Source organism: Streptomyces sp. NRRL S-350, assembly GCF_000719705.1.
Classification (GTDB): Bacteria; Actinomycetota; Actinomycetes; order Streptomycetales; family Streptomycetaceae; genus Kitasatospora.
In genome coordinates this window covers 1-16,846 of the sequence record NZ_JOHO01000094.1, presented here as the reverse complement: position 1 = coordinate 16,846, position 16,846 = coordinate 1, and the positions used below count along the sequence as shown (strand labels likewise).

The following is a 16,846-nucleotide window of genomic DNA, read 5'->3' as shown; positions in this document are numbered from 1 at the left end:
TTCCGAACCCGGAAGCTAAGCCTCATAGCGCCGATGGTACTGCAGGGGGGACCCTGTGGGAGAGTAGGACGCCGCCGAACAATTCTTCAGAAGAACCCCTGATCCACTCGGATCAGGGGTTCTTTGCATTTCCGGTGACGTATTGTCGGTGCATGGACGATCAGTGCATGGACGACCGGACAGCGGTCCTCGTGAACGATGTGCTCCGGCCGGAGCAGCGTGACGGCGCCTTGCGTGTTCTGGCGGAGGCCCAGGCGGTGGACGGGCGGGCGGCGGTTTCCGAGCAGGGCCGACTCCGGCTTCGTGCCGTGGAGACGCCGCGGCCGGGCGTCACCCATCTGGTCGAGACCGAGGACGATGCCGTACTCGCCTACGGTCAGCTCGAAGTCCCGCACAGCCCGGCCGCGGGTCCGACGGCCAACCCGGCCGCCGAGCTGGTGGTCGACCCGGCTGCCCGCGGCCGCGGGCTGGCCCGTCCGCTGGTGGACGCCGTGCTGGCGCGGGCCCATGCGGCCGGGCACGACGCGGTGGACTTCTGGGTGCACGGCGGCCACCCGGCGGCCCGGCACCTGGCCGAGTCGTACGGGGCCGAGCTGGTCCGTGAACTGCGGCAGATGCGCCGCACCGGGCCGCAGACGGAGGTGGTGGCCGTCCCCGAGGGCATCGAGCTCCGCACCTTCCGGCCGGGGGAGGACGACGCCGAGTGGCTGCGGCTGAACGCCCTGGCCTTCGCCCATCACCCGGAGCAGGGCTCCTGGACCGAGCGTGACCTGGCCGAGCGGATCGCCGAGCCCTGGTTCGACCCGGCCGGCTTCTTCCTCGCCACCCGTGACGGCAAGGTGGTCGGTTTCCACTGGACCAAGGTGCACCCGGCCACTGCCACGGAGCCGGAGCTGGGCGAGGTGTACGTGGTCGGGGTGGACCCGGCGGAGCAGGGCAGTGGCCTCGGCCGCGCGCTCACTGCGGCGGGCCTGCGCCACCTGACCGGGTCCGGCCCGGGCGAGCGCGCGCTGGAGACCGTCCTCCTCTACGTCGACGCCGACAATCCGGCCGCCGTGCGGGTGTACGAGCGCCTGGGGTTCGTCGTCCACGAGGTGGACCTCATGTACCGCGCCCGGTACCGGGCCCGCCGGTCGGCCTGAGCCCCGGCAGGACGGTCGGCACCTCGGCAGGACGGTCGGCACCCCGGCAGGGCGGTCTGCGAGGAATCCGAGCCGTTCCGCCCCGGTCGCGGGCAGGGGACAAATCCGGCATCGCCCCTTGCCCCGACCGACTCAGCTTTCCTCCTGGCCATGCGGTGTTTACCGTGGATTCAATTGCTGCCGCGAAGATCACAGGATGAAGTCCGTAGTGTCTCGCTCGTGCAGAGTCGACCGCCTGACGTCGGCCGGTCCTGTACGGACCGCGCCCGGCGGATGGGCGCTGTTCCCGGGATCGGCCCGGGGCGAGGGCGACGGCCCGCAGAGCCATTCGCGTCCGGACGCCGTCCTGCTGCTGGAGGAGCTGGAGCCCATGAGCATCCCCCGCCCCGTCTCTGCGCCGCTGGGGCCGCCGGCCCGGATGTCCAGTGCGCTGGGTATCCCGCCCGAGCTGCCGGCCGCGGACGAGCAGGAGTTCGAAGCGCTGCCGCAGGGCCGCTTCCTGGACCGCGAGCGAAGTTGGCTCGCGTTCAACGAGCGGGTCCTGGAGCTTGCCGAGGACTCGGGGATCCCGCTGCTGGAGCGGGCCAAGTTCCTGGCGATATTCGCGAGCAACCTGGACGAGTTCTTCATGGTCCGGGTGGCCGGCCTCAAGCGCCGGATCGCCACCGGGGTCGCCCAGCGCAGCGCCTCCGGCCTCCAGCCGCGCGAGGTGCTGGACCTGATCTGGACCCGCTCGCGCGAGTTGATGGCCCGTCACGCCGCCGCGTTCCAGCAGGAGGTGCTGCCGGACCTCGCCACCGAGGGCATCGAGGTGGTCCGCTGGGCGGAGCTGGCGGAGAAGGAGCAGGCGCGGCTGCACTCGCTGTTCCGGCAGAAGATCTTCCCGGTCCTGACCCCGCTGGCGGTCGACCCGGCGCACCCCTTCCCGTACATATCGGGGCTCTCGCTCAACCTGGCGGTCGTGGTGCGCAACCCGGTGTCCGGGCACAAGCACTTCGCCCGGGTCAAGGTGCCGCAGTCGCTGGCCCGCTTCCTCGAGGCCTCGCCCCAGCGGTACGTCCCGCTGGAGGACGTCATGGGCGCGCACCTGGAGGAGCTGTTCCCGGGGATGGAGGTGCTGGCCCACCACGCCTTCCGCGTCACCCGCAACGAGGACCTGGAGGTGGAGGAGGACGACACCGAGAACATCCTCAAGGCCCTGGAGAAGGAGCTGATGCGGCGGCGCTTCGGCCCGCCGGTCCGGCTGGAGGTCGAGGAGTCGATCGACCCCTACATCCTGGACCTGCTGGTGCGGGAGCTGAACATCACCGAGGCGGAGGTCTTCCCGCTGCCCGGGCCGCTGGACCTGACCGGACTGTTCGGGATCGCCGAACTGGACCGGCCGGAGCTCAAGTACCCGAAGTTCGTGGCCGGTACGGCCCGCGGGCTGACCGACGTCGAGTCGGCCTCGCAGCCGGACATCTTCGCGGCGATGCGCGAGCGCGACGTGCTGCTGCACCACCCGTACGACAGCTTCTCCACCTCGGTGCAGGCCTTCCTGGAGCAGGCGGCCGGCGATCCGGACGTGCTGGCGATCAAGCAGACGCTGTACCGGACCTCCGGCGACTCGCCGATCGTCGACGCGCTCATCGACGCGGCCGAGTCCGGCAAGCAGGTGCTGGTGCTGGTCGAGATCAAGGCGCGCTTCGACGAGCAGGCCAACATCAAGTGGGCCCGCAAGCTGGAGGAGTCCGGCTGCCACGTGGTCTACGGCCTGGTCGGGCTGAAGACGCACTGCAAGCTGTCGCTGGTGGTCCGCCAGGAGGGCGACACCCTCCGGCGCTACTCGCACGTGGGCACGGGCAACTACCACCCGAAGACGGCCCGGCTGTACGAGGACCTCGGCCTGCTCACCTCCGACCCGCAGGTCGGCGCCGACCTCTCGGACCTCTTCAACCGGCTCTCCGGCTACTCGCGCCGCGAGTCCTACCGCCGTCTGCTGACCGCGCCGCGCGGTCTGCGCGACGGACTGGTCGCGCGGATCCACAACGAGATCGCCCACCACCAGGCGGGCCGGCCGGCGTTCGTGAAGCTCAAGGTCAACTCGATCGTCGACGAGGCCGTGATCGACGCGCTGTACCGGGCCTCGCAGGCCGGCGTGCCGGTGGACGTCTGGGTGCGCGGGATCTCGGCGATCCGCCCGGGCGTGCCGGGGCTCAGCGAGAACATCCGGGTCCGCAGCATCCTGGGCCGCTTCCTGGAGCACTCCCGGGTGTTCGTCTTCGGCAACAACGGCGATCCGGAGGTCTGGATCGGCAGCGCCGACATGATGCACCGCAACCTGGACCGCCGGATCGAGGCGCTGCTGCGGATCACCGATCCGGCACACCGAGCCGAGCTGTCCGGGCTGATCGACCTCGGGATGTCGGACGAGACCGAGTCCTGGCACCTGGGTCCGGACGGCACCTGGACCCGCCACTCACAGGACGGCGACGGACGCCAACTGCGGCACGTCCAGGACCTGTTGATCGACTCGCGCCAGCGTCGTCGGGCCGTCGCCTCCCGCTGACACGACCACTGATGCGAAGCCGCCGGGGTGTTCAGGGGACCTGCTCCGGCGGTCGGCCACCAGCTCCGGGGACGGCCTCGGGGGAACGGGGATCTACCACGCCATGACCGATGCGCCGATGACGGCCCAGGCGGCCTCCACCGAGACCGCCGGGGACATCCTTTCCCGTCACCTGACCGCCCGGGCCGGCGCCTTCCTGCGCGCGCTGCCCCTGGCGGTGGGCGAGGTCGGCGCCAGACCCGGGGCGGCCCCGGCCGTCCCCGCGGCGGGCACCTCGGACCTGCTGCGGGCCGTCCGACGGATCGGCGGGCTGCTGCACACCTTCGGCTCGGTCTTCGAGCCGACCTGGGCGCAGGAGTCCCGCACCGAGCTGCGCTGGCTGCTCAACCTGCTGGCCCTGGAACCCGGGTACGTCCGCCGCTCGGCCCGGCTGCTGGGCGCGCTGGACGCGCTGAGCGGCACCGACCCGGACGGGACGGGCATGCTGGCCGGCCACACCGGCGCCCCGAAGGCCCGCGCCCTGCTGGACCGGCAGCTGACCCTGGCCAGGACCCGGGCGCACTCCACGGCGCTGCAGGAGCTCCGCTCGGCCCGACTGCACGCGCTCGCGGACCGGATGACGCTGCTGGTCGGCGACGTGCCGCTGCTGGAGTCGGCGGGCGGCCGGGCGTCCGCGGTGCTGCTGCCGCAGGCGGCCGCCGCGTTCGCCACACTGTCCGCGACCGCCCAGCAGCTGCCGCTGCACCGGGCCGCGACGCCGTACGGCGGGGACGGGCTGCGCCGGTTGGGCGCGGTGCCGGCGGCCCGCGGCGCCGTGGACGGTGACTCGGCGCTCGCGGCCGACGACGCTCCCTGGTCCCGGTTGCGGATCCTGGTGAAGCGCGCCCGCTACGCCCTGGAGGTGTGCGGCCGTCCGTCCTGCGAGCTGGACGAGCTGGACGCGGTGCTGGGCCGCCAGCAGGAGGCTGCCGACGCCGCGGTCACCGCCGCCGCCGCGGCGCGCACCCCGCGGATCACCCCGGCGACGGCGTACGTGCTGGGCGTGGTGCACGCCGACCAGCGGCTGGAGGTGGAGTCGGCGCGGTACGCCTTCGGCCGCCGGTGGCCCGACCTCCCCCCGGGCCCGGAGGGCTGGCTGGACCTCCCCCCGGCCGAGGGCTGGGGGCACTCCGCCGCACCGAGGGCGGTCTGAGGTGGGCGGGCACCCGGCCTCGGGCCGGTCGGCGGAGCCGGCAGCGGCCCCGGGCAAGCCCACGGTCCCGGGCACGCCGACGACCCCGGGCACGCTGACGACCCCGGCCGGGGCGGGCCGCGGCCCGGTGGTCCTGGCGGCGGGCGCGGTGCTCTGGCTGCCGGGCCGGCTCAAGAAGAGCGGCCGGCTGGGGCGGCCGCGGATCGCGGTGATCCACCGGCCGAAGTACGACGACTGGAGCCTGCCGAAGGGCAAGCTCGACCCCGGCGAGAGCATGGTCGACGCGGCGCTGCGCGAGGTGTGGGAGGAGACCGGGTTCCGCTGTGTGCTGGGCCCGGAGCTGCCGGCCCGGCACTACCAGGCGCAGGGCCGTCCGAAGGAGGTGCGGTACTGGGCGGCGGTGCCGTCGGTCGGCGCCTTCCGGCCCAACCGCGAGGTGGACCGGCTGGAGTGGCTGCCGGCCGGGAAAGCACGTGCACGGCTCAGCTACGACCACGACCGGGTGCTGGTGGACGCGCTGCTGGCGATGCTGGGGGCGAAGCCGGTGCGGGCGGCCGGCGCGCCACCGGTCAGGGAGCGACGGAAGTGATCGCCTCGCGCCCTCGCCGTGACGCAACCGTTACTACCTGACGTAGTTTCCTGTCATCCTTTCGAGGTTCACTCCCCGTTCACTTGCGACCGGCTGTCGTGTCACCTACCCGGCCTAACTTCGGGACTACCGGAGGGCCGAACGGGCCCCGGACCACAGCAAAACCCGTGCTTAGCCGTCCTCTACGGGCCGCGCGACGGGCAATGCCACAGAAAGGGACACCCCAGTGAAGCTCCAGCGGAACGGCCGCTCCAAGGCCCTCGCCATCGGTGCCATGGCGCTCGTCAGCTCGCTGTCGCTCGCCGCCTGCGGCTCGGACAACAACAACGACACCAAGGCGTCCGGTGGCTCGGGCGGCTCGTCGTCGGCCGCGGCGATCAACTGTGGCAAGCCGGGTGCGCTGCTCGCCTCGGGCTCCACCGCCCAGGGCAACGCGATGGACGTCTGGAAGACCAACTTCGGCGCCGCCTGCTCCGGCACCACCATCAACTACGGCGGCGGCGGCTCGGGCACGGGTGTCCAGCAGTTCACCCAGGGCAAGGTCCAGTTCGCCGGTTCGGACTCGGCCCTGAAGCCGGCCGAGGTCGACGCCACCAAGGCGGTCTGCACCGGCGGCCAGGGCATCGACCTGCCGATGGTCGGCGGCCTGATCTCGCTCGTCTACAACATCGACGGCGTCGACAACCTGGTGCTGGACGGCCCGACCGCCGCCAAGATCTTCGACTCGCAGATCACCAAGTGGAACGACCCGGCGATCGTCGCCCTGAACCCGGGCGCCAAGCTGCCGGACGCCGACATCCAGGCCTTCCACCGCGCCGACGACTCCGGCACCACGGAGAACCTGACCAAGTACTTCGCCAAGACCTCCGGTGGCGCCTGGTCGTACGCGCCCGCCAAGGCCTGGGCGGGCAAGGGCGGCCAGTCGGCCAAGGAGTCCGCCGGCGTCTCCGCCCAGGTGAAGCAGGTCAAGAACTCGATCAGCTACGCCGAGCTCTCCTACGCGCAGACCAACAACCTGAAGAGCGCCGCCATCGCCACCGGCGCCTCCAAGCCGGTCGAGGCCACCGCCGCCAACGCCGCCAACACCTTCGCCAAGGCGAAGATCGCCGGAACCGGCAGCGACCTGGCGCTGACCCTCGACTACGCGACCAAGGACGAGGGCTCGTACCCGCTGGTCCTGGTCACCTACGAGATCGTCTGCGACAAGGGCAACAAGGCCGAGACCCTCGACACCCTGAAGTCCTTCCTGACCTACGCCGCCAGCGACGCCGGCCAGAAGGCCATCGGCGACACGGGCTACGTCCCGCTCCCCAAGGAGCTGACCGACAAGGTCAACGGCGTCATCCCGACCCTGGCCTGATCCAGTAGGACCTCCCGGTGGGCGGCCCCGTGAACGAGGGGGGCCGGGGCCGCCCCCGGGAAGCACTGACGAAGAAGCACGTCCGGGGCACCGCCGCCAGGGTGCCGCCCCCTCGGGGCAGCACCACCAGACCGGAGTAGACCAATGACTTCATCCTCCCCTGCCGCCCCGCGAGGCAGGGAACGCCGCAAGCGTGACAGTCGGTTCGGCGACAAGATCTTCATGAACGCCGCTCGTGGCTCGGGCATCCTGCTGCTGGTCATCATGGCCGCCATCGCGGGCTTCCTGGCCTGGCGCTCGGGCATCGCCCTGGGCAAGAACGAGGGCAACTTCCTCACCACCTTCGAGTGGACGCCGGACGCCCCGAAGCCGGTCTTCGGCATCGCCGTCCTCGTGTTCGGCACCATCGTCAGCGCGTTGATCGCGATGGCGATCGCCGTCCCGGTGGCCATCGGGATCGCGCTGTTCATCTCGCACTACGCGCCGCGCAGGATCGCCCAGCCGTTCGCCTACCTGGTGGACCTGCTCGCCGCCGTCCCCAGCATCGTGTACGGCCTCTGGGGCGCGCTGTTCCTGGTGCCGCACCTGGACGGGCTGACCAGCTGGCTGAACGACTACCTCGGCTGGACGTACGTCTTCGACCAGTCCAGGGCCGGCACCACCCCGCGCAACCTGTTCACCGTCGGCATCCTGCTGGCCATCATGATCCTGCCGATCATCACCGCGGTCAGCCGCGAGGTCTTCCGGCAGGTGCCGCGGATGCACGAGGAGGCGGCGCTCGCCCTCGGCGCGACCCGCTGGGAGATGATCCGCACCGCGGTGCTGCCGTTCGGCCGCCCCGGCATCATCTCGGCCTCGATGCTCGGCCTCGGCCGGGCGCTCGGCGAGACGATCGCGGTGGCGATCGTGCTCTCGTCGAACAGCGTCCTGTCGCTGCACCTGCTCGACCCGGGCGGCGGCACCTTCGCCCAGAACATCGCGCTGAAGTTCAACGAGGCCGGCAACACCGGCCGCGACGCGCTGATGGCCTCCGGCCTCGTCCTGTTCGTCATCACCCTGCTGGTGAACGGTGCCGCGCGGCTGATCGTCGCCCGCCGCAAGGAGTACTCGGGGGCCAACGCATGAGCGCCGCGACCACGTCCGTCCCGGCGGACGCCCGGCCGATCGGCCGGCCGCTGACCGCCAACCGGCTGCCCAAGTGGGCCCCGGCCGCCGTCGCCGGCGGCTCCGTCGCGCTCGGCTGCGCCATCGGCGCGGCCGGCGGCCTGGCCAGCCACCTGCAGTGGGGCCTGATCTCGGCCGTCCTCTTCGTGGCGGCCAGCTACGTGCTCTCGGCCCGGGTCGAGGGCGGCCGCCAGGCCAAGGACCGGCTCGCCACCTCGGTGGTCTGGGTCGCCTTCATCCTGGCCGTGGTGCCGCTCGCGGCACTGACCTTCTACACCGTCCAGCAGGGCGCCGGCGTGGTGGACGGGTACTTCCTGACCCACTCCATGAAGGGCGTCCGCTCCTCCGGCGCCGGCGGCGGCATCTACCACGCGCTGATCGGCACCCTGGAGCAGGTCGCCCTGGCCACCGCGATCGCCGCGCCGGTGGGTCTGCTGACCGCCGTCTACCTGGTCGAGTACGGCCGCGGCCGGCTCGCCAAGGTGGTCACCTTCTTCGTCGACGTCATGACGGGCATCCCGTCGATCGTCGCCGGCCTGTTCATCCTCTCGCTCTGGAACCTCGCGCTGGGCTTCGACTACTCCGGCTTCTCGGGCAGCCTCGCGCTGGCGATCCTGATGATGCCGGTCGTGGTCCGGTCCACGGAGGAGATGCTCAAGCTCGTCCCGAACGAGCTGCGCGAGGCCTCGTACGCGCTCGGCGTGCCGAAGTGGAAGACGATCCTGCGGATCGTCCTGCCCACCGCGATCGGCGGCATCACCACCGGTGTGATGCTCTCGGTCGCCCGCATCACGGGCGAGACCGCCCCGGTGATGATGCTGGTCTTCGGTGCCGACTACATCAACAGCAACCCGTTCGACGGACCGCAGCAGTCCCTGCCGATGTACATCTGGCAGCAGTACTCGATGGTCAACAACGACTTCGGCTACGCCCGCGCCTGGGGCGCCGCGCTGGTGCTGATCGCCTTCGTGATGGGGCTCAACCTCATCGCCCGGGGCATCGCACGCTGGCGCTCGCCCAAGGGCGGACACTGAGCGACCGACTGACGTACGAAGACACACGAGAGAAGCAACGATCATGGCCAAGCGCATCGACGTCAGCGGACTGTCCGCCTACTACGGCACCACCAAGGCCATCGAGGACATCTCGATGAGCATCGAACCCCGCTCGGTGACGGCCTTCATCGGCCCCTCCGGCTGCGGCAAGTCCACCTTCCTGCGCACCCTCAACCGGATGCACGAGGTGATCCCCGGCGCCCACGTCGAGGGCAAGGTCCTCCTGGACGACGAGAACCTGTACGCCTCCAACGTCGACCCGGTCGCCGTGCGCCGCGCGGTAGGCATGGTCTTCCAGCGCCCGAACCCGTTCCCGACCATGTCGATCTACGACAACGTGGTCGCCGGGCTGAAGCTCGCGGGCGTCCGCAAGAAGTCCGTCCTGGACGGCGTGGTGGAGAAGTCCCTCAAGGGCGCCAACCTGTGGAACGAGGTCAAGGACCGGCTGAACAAGCCGGGCGCCGGCCTCTCCGGCGGCCAGCAGCAGCGGCTGTGCATCGCCCGCGCCATCGCCGTCGAGCCCCAGGTCCTGCTGATGGACGAGCCCTGCTCCGCGCTCGACCCGATCTCCACCCTCGCCATCGAGGACCTGATCGGCGTGCTGAAGGAGCAGTTCACCATCGTCATCGTGACCCACAACATGCAGCAGGCCGCCCGCGTCAGCGACCGGACCGCCTTCTTCAACCTGGCCGGTGTCGGCCAGCCGGGCAAGCTGGTCGAGCTGGACGACACCCAGCGGATCTTCTCCAACCCGTCGGTCCAGGCGACCGAGGACTACATCTCCGGCCGCTTCGGCTAGACCGGTTCCCGTCACGAGCGGCACGCGGCCGGTGGCGGAACGCGAGCTGTCCCGCGGCGCTGCATGGCGGTGCCGCCGCGGGACATGATGAAGGGCCCGCCCCCGAGATGTGGGGGCGGGCCCTGTCAGGTCGCCGGGCGGTCCCGGCCGTGCGGCGGTCAGCCCCAGAACAGGTGGACGAACCAGTACACCAGCGCTGCGACGATGGCGGCCGCCGGCATGGTGATGAACCAGCCGAGGACGATGTTCTTCGCGACCCCCCAGCGCACCGCGCGGACCCGCTTGGTGGCCCCCACGCCCATGATCGCCGCGGTGATCACGTGGGTGGTGGAGATCGGCGCCTTGAAGACGAACGAGGTGATGTACATGATCACCGAGGAGGTGGCCTCGGCCGCGAAGCCCTGCGGCGGGTCCAGCTCGATGATCTTGCGGCCGAGTGTCCGCATGATCCGCCAGCCGCCCGCGTAGGTGCCCAGCGAGAGCATCGTCGCGCAGGAGATCTTCACCCAGACCGGGATGTCGCCGGTGGTCTGGTGACCGGAGATGGTGAGCGCCATCACCACGATGCCCATGGTCTTCTGGGCGTCCTGCAGACCGTGCGCCAGGGCCATCGCGGCGGCCGAAGCGGTCTGGGCGACCCGGAAGTTGCGCTTGGCCCGGTGCGGGTTGGCCCGGCGGAAGATCCACAGGATCGCCAGCATCACCACGAAGCCGCCGACCAGGCCGACCACCGGCGAGACCACCATCGGGACGATGATCTTGTCGACGACCCCGCTCCAGATCACGCCGATCCCGCCGGCCAGCGCCGCGCCCACCATGCCGCCGAACAGCGCGTGCGAGGAGGAGGACGGCAGGCCGAAGTACCAGGTGACGAGGTTCCAGGCGATCGCACCGACCAGGGCGGCGAACAGGATCGCCATCCCCTGGTTGCCGGTGGGCGTCTCGATGATCCCCTTGGAGACGGTGTGCGCCACGCCGCTGCCCAGGAAGGCGCCGGCCAGGTTCATCACCGCGGCCATCGCGAGCGCGGCCCTGGGGGTGAGCGCCCGTGTGGAGACCGAGGTGGCGATCGCGTTCGCCGAGTCGTGGAAGCCGTTGGTGTAGGTGAAGAAGAACGCAACGCCGATGACGGCGATGAGTGCTGCCATGTCCACGAGGGTCAGGACTCCTTGACGGCGATGGTCTCCACCGTGTTGGCGACGTGCTCGAACGCGTCCGCCGCCTCCTCAAGGACGTCCACGACCTGCTTGAGCTTGAGCACCTCGATGGCGTCGTACTGGCCGGAGAAGAGGTGGGCGAGCAGCTTGCGGTGGATCTGGTCGGCCTGGTTCTCCAGACGGTTGACCTCGATCCAGTACTCGGTGAGGTTCGACATGCTCCGCAGGTTCGGCATCGCCTCGGCGGTCAGCTCGGCGGCCCGCGCCAGCACCTCGATCTGCTGCTCGATCCCCTTCGGCAGGGTCTGGATGTCGTAGAGGACGACCAGGTCGACGGCCTCCTCCATGAAGTCCATGATGTCGTCCAGCGACGAGGCGAGGCTGTAGATGTCCTCGCGGTCGAAGGGCGTGATGAAGGACGAGTTCAGCTGGTGGAAGACGGCATGGGTGGTGTCGTCCCCGGCGTGTTCGGCGGCGCGCATGCGCTCGACGATCTCCGCGCGGGCCGACACGTCTGATCCCAGCAGCTCCAGCAGGAGCTTCGATCCGACGACGAGGTTCTCCGCCGCGGCGGCGAACATGTCGTAGAAGCTCGTCTCCTTCGGGGTCAGGCTAAAACGCACGGAAATCTCCGATGTGCGGGGTACGGACTGAACGATGCTAGGTGCAACCAAGCGCAATCACGCAAACGGGGGGCCGAAGAAGGAGCCGGAACCTCCCCTTCCGTTCGGCTGCCGCGCGGGCCGACCCCGACCGCACCGCCACGTGCGCACGCGAGCCCCCAGTCTGACGGAACCTCGCCCGGATTGTCCCCGTCGTGCATGCGGAAGAGCCGGGGCGACGCTCAGACGGGTGAACCACCGCACGGCCCCTCCCGGGCCCCGCGGCACATGCCAGGTGGGCCGCCGGAACACCACGGAAGGCCACGGTGTTGGACACTGGTGGCCGACGCAGCCACCAGGCACTCAGACGAAGGCGGGCCGATGACCACGACGCAAGCGCGCACCGAGCCGGACCACGCGCCCGGCACCGACCCGCACGCCGCCGACGCCGTCGCACCCACGGCCGCCGGACCCCGGGGCGGCCACGGCCCCCACGGCTACAGCGCGCAGAAGGACGCCCACCTCAAGCGGCTGCGCCGGATCGAGGGCCAGATCCGCGGCCTCCAGCGCATGGTCGACGAGGACGTCTACTGCATCGACGTGCTCACCCAGGTCTCGGCCAGCACCAAGGCCCTGCAGTCCTTCGCGCTCTCCCTGCTCGAGGAGCACCTGCGGCACTGCGTCGCCGCGGCCGCCGAGCAGGGCGGCACCGAACTCGACGCCAAGGTCGCCGAGGCCACCGCCGCGATCGCCCGCCTGCTGCGCAGCTGAGCCGCCGGCCCGGCCGGCCGTGGCCGCCGGGCCGCGCAGAGCCCCGTTACTCGTGGGCCTCCCGGTCGGCCTGCCCCGGCTCCGTCCGGTCCAGCAGCACCTCGTCGATCCGCTCGGTCGGCAGCCGGTCGCCGACGCTGGCCGTCGCGGCGATCATCAGCTCGCCGGCCAGGTCGATCTCGTCGAGGGCCGCGTCGTCGTGGCCGCCGCTGCGGCCGCCCGTGGACGACACCACCTGCACCACCCCTTCAGTGCCTCGCCAGCCCGGGCGGCAGCCACCCGACGTACCAGCCTAGGCACTCCGGAGCCCGTCCACATGGCACGGACGGGCCATCTCGGCGCCGCCGAAACGGGTGGCCGTCGCTCCCCGGACGGCCACCCGGCCCGGCGGGCACCCGGTTACGCCCCGGCGCCGGAGCGCTGCCCCGGTGGCCTACTTGGGGCTCTCCGTGGGCTTCATCTGGTAGATGTCCGAGGCGGACGGCTCGGCCGCCTCGACCGGCTTCCCGAAGTCCGCCATCGAGACGGTCGAGGTCACCTTCACCTGGTCCTTGGGCTCCTTCGACCCGGCCACCCCGGCGAAGGTGAACACCTCCACCACCTTGTGCAGCCGGCCCTGGTCGTCCAGCCAGGCGTCGTACGGGACCTCCTTGACGGTGAACGTCTGCCCGCCCATCCGCAGGCCGTCCCCACCCCGGCCGCCGGTCGCGTCGGCCGCCTTCGCCAGGTCCAGCGTGCCGCGGTAGTGGTGCAGCGCGACCCCGTCGACCGTCTCGGTGCCGACCGCGTCCGCCTTCTGCGCCCCGCGCAGCGCCCCCGCGGCCGAAGCCGGGTCGGTGGCGCCGCTGCTCACCAGGTTGCCGTCCGGCAACTGCCGCACGTCCAGCTTGACCCACTTGCCCTCGGGCACCTTGGCACCGCTGTTCTGCAGGTAGACCGTGCCCGGCAGGACCACCTCGACGATCTTCCCGGTGGTCGCCGCCCCCGGCGGCACCTGCACCTCCAGCCGGCCGATCCGCTTCACGTAGTCGTAGCCGCCCGTCCCGCTGAACGAGGCCTTCTTCTCTGCGGACTCGGTGACCAGCTCGGTGGCGGTGTGCGCCGAGCCGGTGCGGCCGGTGATGTCCGCCGCGTTGCGCACCGCCGTCAACGGATCCGCGGCGAGCTGGTCGGGGGCGCTCGACTGCCGGTCCGAGGAGCCGCCGCCGGAGCCCGCCGAACAGCCGGCTGCTCCCGCCGCCAGGGCCGCGGCGAGCAGGGCGGCCCAGGCCGCCGAACGCAGGTGCGGACCCGGACGGCACACTGGCCGCCCGGCGCGCTGCTGGTCGGTCATCTTCATCCTCGCGACAACCCCCTCGGGCCCGACTGCCCCGCCGGACACCACCGGGTGGGCAGAGCTCTTTCCGGGCAAACGAGTTGGGCGGCGAAGGGTTACGGGTGCCGGTGCTCCGGACGGCGTCGCGCACCGGCCCCCCGGCGCGTTACGGTGAACCACGTGCACAGTGAGCTGCCGGCCGCGCCCGGCACCACCCGGATGCCCGAGCACCGTCTCACCATCACCGAGCGGGGGTCCTTCGCCTTCGCGGCCTGCAGCTGCGGCTGGTACTCCCCGGCCCGCCGCTCCCGCGACCTGGCCCGCCGGGAGGGGGTCGACCACCTCGCCGAGAGCGGCGTCGAGCCGGACTGACCCGGCGCACGGTCAGGCCGCGAGATCGGACTCCGGCGGCTGCTCCTCGGAGCGCACCGCCCCGCGCCCCCGCCGACGGCTCCGCCGCCCGTTCCCGCCGGCCCGGGCCGCCCCGGCGCGCTCCGGCGCCCTGATCAGCGGGGCGACGGCCGTCCGACCCAGCGCGTGGCAGAACGGGACCAGCACCGCCATCGCGATCGGCGCCAGCAGCAGCACCACGGCGACGGCGAGCGCGAAGCCGCCGAGCACGTCCGTCGGGTAGTGGACGCCCATGAACATCCGGCAGAAGCCCTGCAGCAGGGCCAGCCCGCCGGCGATCCAGCCGAGCCGCCGGTTCACCAGGAACAGCGCCACCGCGACGCCCATCGTCATGGTCGAGTGGTCGCTGACGAAGGAGTGCGTGCCGGCCTTGCCGTCCACCAGCACCAGCAGCCCGGGGTGGTCGACGAACGGGCGCGGGCGGTCCACGATCGCGGCGATCGGCAGGTTGGCCAGTTCGGCGATGCCGACCGAGAGCGGCACCCAGAGCAGACCGGCGATCGCCACCGGGGCGTCCGGCCGGCGTCTGGCCTGCAGCCAGGCCACCAGCCCGAGCATGGCCAGGCCGATCAGGATGCCGTACTCGCCGACCCACGAGACCAGGTGGTCCAGCCACTGCGGCGAGCGCTTGGCCAGGCCGTTGACGGCGTAGAGCAGGCCGAGGTCGGGGTTGGTCGTGTCGGCAAGCGGCGTCGACACGCCGTACCTCCTTCTGGTCCGCTGCACCTGTTCGTACCCGCCGGGGCCCGCCCGACGAGGAAAGCTGACGAGGGGCCACCGGACCCAACGTCACCGCCGGGACACAGCGTTCCACGGAAACGCGCGGTTATGGAAACTTGACTCAGCGTCCACACCGCACACACAGCTCCCGCCGTGCCCCGGCCGCACCGCGGCCTACCGGCCCGGCCCCGTGGCGGCCGGCCCCGTCGGCGCGGGCGGGGCGGCCACCGCGGGCGAGCCGCCCGGGCGGCTCGGGGCGTTGACGGAGCCGTCGTCGTTGCGGGTCGGCAGTGCCTGGGCGCCGTCGGAGGTGACCCGGGTCGCGCCGATGTACTCCCTGGTGTCGATCTTGTCGTAGCGGATCAGCGCACCGGTGTGCGGCGCGTTGATCATGTACCCGCCGCCGACGTAGATCCCGACGTGGTGGATGCTCCGCGGATCACTGAGGTCCGTCGCGAAGAACACCAGGTCCCCCGGCCGCAACTGATCGCGCGACGGGTGCGGGCCGGCGTACCACTGGTCATTGGCGACCCGGGGCAGCGCGATGCCCACGCTCTCGTACGCGGCCCGGGTCAGGCCCGAACAGTCGAACCGCCCGCTCTGCGAGGGCAGGCCCTCACCACCCCACAGGTACGGCAGGCCGAGCTTGGTCTGAGCGAAGTAGATCGCCCCCGCCGACTGCGCGGACACCTGCACCGGCGCGGTCGGCGCGGTGAAACTGCGGGCCATCGCCTGGATGTTCCGCACGTAGCCCTGGGTCTCCTTGTACGGCGGGATGCCCCGGTTGCTCGTCACCGCGTACGGACCGGCGTTGTAGGCCGCCAGCATGTTGGCCTGCGCGTCGCCCGGCACCCCCGAGACGTCCTTCGCGAGCGCGCAGTCGTACACCGCCGCCGAGGCGATCGCGTCGTACGGATCCCAGACGTCCTTGCGGCCGTCCCCGTTCGCATCCGTCCCGTACGTCGCCCAGGTGCCCGGCATGAACTGCGCCATTCCCTGCGCGCCGACTCCCGACCGCGCCCTCGGGTCGAAACCGCTTTCCTGGTACAGCTGCGCCGCGAGCATCGGCGGCGAGATCGCCGGGCACAGCGCGCCCCACTTCTGGATCGCGTCCTGGTAGGCCGCGGGGACCGTCCCGGGGGAGAGGGCGGAACGATTCACCGACTGCTCCGGCGTCCCGCTCGCCGCATAAGTCCCCATCGTCACCAGGCCGATGAACCCGAACGCAACAACTCCCGCAGCGGCGGCGGCCGTCCCGGCCTTCCGGAGTACCATCAGCACCATCCCGACGAATCGTCAGTCGAAGTGTCCCGGAAGGCGTTGCTCACCGCAATCATCAGAGATACAAGGAGTGAGCGCTATCCTTCGTACGGTGGACATCCTCGCGTACGTGTCCGATACCTCACGACCAATCCGCGAGAAGTAGCCAAGTCGACATCAGATCTGGCCAAGAATGGGCCCTGACCCTTCGCGCGGACCGGGTCCGGGCCCTTGAATTTGCCTGATCGGGCGGTGAGATGGAAATGAACCTGAGCAGCGTGCACACCTTTGCGGTCGGCCACCTGGCCGAGGAACCCCCCAAGAAGCCGAACATCGACACCATCATCGGCGGGATCGCCCCTGACTGGGGTCCGTTCGCGAGCCTCGGGTCGGAGGCCCGGGTGATGGTCGAGGTCATCATGGCCGTCGCCATCCTCGTCTGCCTCGGCCTCGCGGTCTGGGGCGCGGCCAAACAGCGGATCGGTGCGACCGCGATGCGCGACAGCTTCGGGGCCGAACAGGGCAAGGGACTGATCGTCGCCGGGCTGACCGGCGTGTTCATCATCGGATCACTCGGCACACTGTTCACCATTGTCTACGGCATGGCGATCTGACGATCGGACAGCAGCAGGCCGGCCGGCCCCGAGGCCGGGTCCCCGCCCGGACCCCCTCCAACGGCCGGCCGCCCAGGAGTTCACCCCCGTTCCCACCCCCCGTCCGCGCCCGCCCCCGGACGGAGGGCCCCCGGAGCCGCCCCCGGC

At 71.3% G+C, this 16,846-nt stretch carries 17 protein-coding genes and 1 rRNA gene; 12 read left to right on the top strand and 6 right to left on the bottom strand.

Features of this window, described 5'->3' with window-relative positions:
- The 9 genes from rrf to pstB all read left to right on the top strand — a co-directional run.
- Nucleotides 1–80, top strand: a 5S ribosomal RNA gene (gene rrf / locus IF30_RS0137960); the annotation flags it as partial.
- 72 nt (nt 81–152) lie between these two features.
- A complete protein-coding gene (gene mshD / locus IF30_RS0137955) occupies nt 153–1,142 on the top strand; it encodes a mycothiol synthase (protein WP_051712091.1) in 990 nt (329 codons plus the stop codon).
- A gap of 370 nt (nt 1,143–1,512) precedes the next feature.
- The gene (locus IF30_RS0137950; protein ID WP_234322994.1) at nt 1,513–3,690 is read left to right on the top strand and encodes an RNA degradosome polyphosphate kinase; all 2,178 of its coding nucleotides are present in this window, start codon (nt 1,513–1,515) and stop codon (nt 3,688–3,690) included.
- 103 nt (nt 3,691–3,793) lie between these two features.
- Nucleotides 3,794–4,882 carry a CHAD domain-containing protein gene (locus IF30_RS0137945; protein ID WP_051712089.1) on the top strand — a complete coding sequence of 363 codons (1,089 nt, stop codon included), beginning with the start codon at nt 3,794–3,796 and terminating at the stop codon, nt 4,880–4,882.
- 94 nt (nt 4,883–4,976) lie between these two features.
- Complete coding sequence (locus tag IF30_RS42620) at nt 4,977–5,471, top strand: NUDIX hydrolase (protein ID WP_063752968.1); 495 nt, start codon at nt 4,977–4,979, stop codon at nt 5,469–5,471.
- 226 nt (nt 5,472–5,697) lie between these two features.
- A complete protein-coding gene (pstS, locus tag IF30_RS0137935) occupies nt 5,698–6,831 on the top strand; it encodes a phosphate ABC transporter substrate-binding protein PstS (RefSeq protein ID WP_030247210.1) in 1,134 nt (377 codons plus the stop codon).
- 144 nt (nt 6,832–6,975) lie between these two features.
- On the top strand, nt 6,976–7,956 hold the full coding sequence (gene pstC, locus IF30_RS0137930; protein ID WP_030247208.1) for a phosphate ABC transporter permease subunit PstC: 981 nt from the start codon (nt 6,976–6,978) through the stop codon (nt 7,954–7,956).
- Complete coding sequence (gene pstA / locus IF30_RS0137925) at nt 7,953–9,029, top strand: phosphate ABC transporter permease PstA (protein ID WP_030247206.1); 1,077 nt, start codon at nt 7,953–7,955, stop codon at nt 9,027–9,029. Before pstC ends, pstA begins: the two co-directional genes overlap by 4 nt.
- A gap of 43 nt (nt 9,030–9,072) precedes the next feature.
- Nucleotides 9,073–9,849, top strand: coding sequence for a phosphate ABC transporter ATP-binding protein PstB (pstB, locus tag IF30_RS0137920; protein ID WP_030247203.1), 777 nt, complete (start codon nt 9,073–9,075; stop codon nt 9,847–9,849).
- Between the two features lie 158 nt (nt 9,850–10,007).
- Here pstB and IF30_RS0137915 read toward each other — a convergent pair whose 3' ends face one another.
- A complete protein-coding gene (locus IF30_RS0137915) occupies nt 10,008–11,003 on the bottom strand; it encodes an inorganic phosphate transporter (protein WP_030247201.1) in 996 nt (331 codons plus the stop codon).
- Between the two features lie 5 nt (nt 11,004–11,008).
- A complete protein-coding gene (locus IF30_RS0137910; protein WP_030059626.1) occupies nt 11,009–11,629 on the bottom strand; it encodes a DUF47 domain-containing protein in 621 nt (206 codons plus the stop codon).
- 360 nt (nt 11,630–11,989) lie between these two features.
- Between IF30_RS0137910 and IF30_RS0137905 the strand changes: the two genes are divergently transcribed.
- Complete coding sequence (locus IF30_RS0137905; protein WP_030247199.1) at nt 11,990–12,379, top strand: metal-sensitive transcriptional regulator; 390 nt, start codon at nt 11,990–11,992, stop codon at nt 12,377–12,379.
- Between the two features lie 46 nt (nt 12,380–12,425).
- On the opposite strand, the gene IF30_RS0137900 is transcribed toward IF30_RS0137905, so the two are convergent.
- The gene (locus IF30_RS0137900; protein WP_107054625.1) at nt 12,426–12,614 is read right to left on the bottom strand and encodes a hypothetical protein; all 189 of its coding nucleotides are present in this window, start codon (nt 12,612–12,614) and stop codon (nt 12,426–12,428) included.
- A 198-nt stretch (nt 12,615–12,812) separates the two neighbouring features.
- Nucleotides 12,813–13,712 carry a hypothetical protein gene (locus tag IF30_RS0137895; protein WP_051712088.1) on the bottom strand — a complete coding sequence of 300 codons (900 nt, stop codon included), beginning with the start codon at nt 13,710–13,712 and terminating at the stop codon, nt 12,813–12,815.
- A gap of 162 nt (nt 13,713–13,874) precedes the next feature.
- Here IF30_RS0137895 and IF30_RS0137890 point away from each other — a divergent pair, with 162 nt between their 5' ends.
- On the top strand, nt 13,875–14,066 hold the full coding sequence (locus IF30_RS0137890) for a hypothetical protein (RefSeq protein WP_158835834.1): 192 nt from the start codon (nt 13,875–13,877) through the stop codon (nt 14,064–14,066).
- Nucleotides 14,067–14,078: 12 nt separating this feature from the next.
- Here IF30_RS0137890 and IF30_RS0137885 read toward each other — a convergent pair whose 3' ends face one another.
- Together IF30_RS0137885 and IF30_RS0137880 are read right to left on the bottom strand one after the other, a co-directional pair.
- Nucleotides 14,079–14,804 (bottom strand): phosphatase PAP2 family protein, encoded by a 726-nt coding sequence (locus tag IF30_RS0137885; RefSeq protein WP_030247193.1) that lies wholly within the window; start codon nt 14,802–14,804, stop codon nt 14,079–14,081.
- 195 nt (nt 14,805–14,999) lie between these two features.
- Nucleotides 15,000–16,100, bottom strand: a complete 1,101-nt coding sequence (locus tag IF30_RS0137880; RefSeq protein WP_078892023.1) for a C40 family peptidase — start codon at nt 16,098–16,100, stop codon at nt 15,000–15,002.
- Nucleotides 16,101–16,348: 248 nt separating this feature from the next.
- Between IF30_RS0137880 and IF30_RS0137875 the strand changes: the two genes are divergently transcribed.
- Nucleotides 16,349–16,699: a hypothetical protein gene (locus IF30_RS0137875; protein ID WP_234322993.1), complete on the top strand. Its 351-nt coding sequence runs from the start codon at nt 16,349–16,351 to the stop codon at nt 16,697–16,699.
- The last annotated feature ends 147 nt before the right edge of the window (nt 16,700–16,846 follow it).

Excerpts from the sequence above, each read along its gene's own strand:
- mshD (WP_051712091.1), top strand. The coding sequence starts at position 153 with ATGGACGATCAGTGCATGGACGACCGGACAGCGGTCCTCGTGAACGAT.
- IF30_RS0137950 (WP_234322994.1), top strand. The coding sequence starts at position 1,513 with ATGAGCATCCCCCGCCCCGTCTCTGCGCCGCTGGGGCCGCCGGCCCGG.
- IF30_RS0137945 (WP_051712089.1), top strand. The coding sequence starts at position 3,794 with ATGACCGATGCGCCGATGACGGCCCAGGCGGCCTCCACCGAGACCGCC.
- pstC (WP_030247208.1), top strand. The coding sequence starts at position 6,976 with ATGACTTCATCCTCCCCTGCCGCCCCGCGAGGCAGGGAACGCCGCAAG.
- pstA (WP_030247206.1), top strand. The coding sequence starts at position 7,953 with ATGAGCGCCGCGACCACGTCCGTCCCGGCGGACGCCCGGCCGATCGGC.
- pstB (WP_030247203.1), top strand. The coding sequence starts at position 9,073 with ATGGCCAAGCGCATCGACGTCAGCGGACTGTCCGCCTACTACGGCACC.
- IF30_RS0137905 (WP_030247199.1), top strand. The coding sequence starts at position 11,990 with ATGACCACGACGCAAGCGCGCACCGAGCCGGACCACGCGCCCGGCACC.
- IF30_RS0137895 (WP_051712088.1), bottom strand. The coding sequence starts at position 13,712 with ATGACCGACCAGCAGCGCGCCGGGCGGCCAGTGTGCCGTCCGGGTCCG.
- IF30_RS0137880 (WP_078892023.1), bottom strand. The coding sequence starts at position 16,100 with ATGGTACTCCGGAAGGCCGGGACGGCCGCCGCCGCTGCGGGAGTTGTT.
- IF30_RS0137875 (WP_234322993.1), top strand. The coding sequence starts at position 16,349 with ATGAACCTGAGCAGCGTGCACACCTTTGCGGTCGGCCACCTGGCCGAG.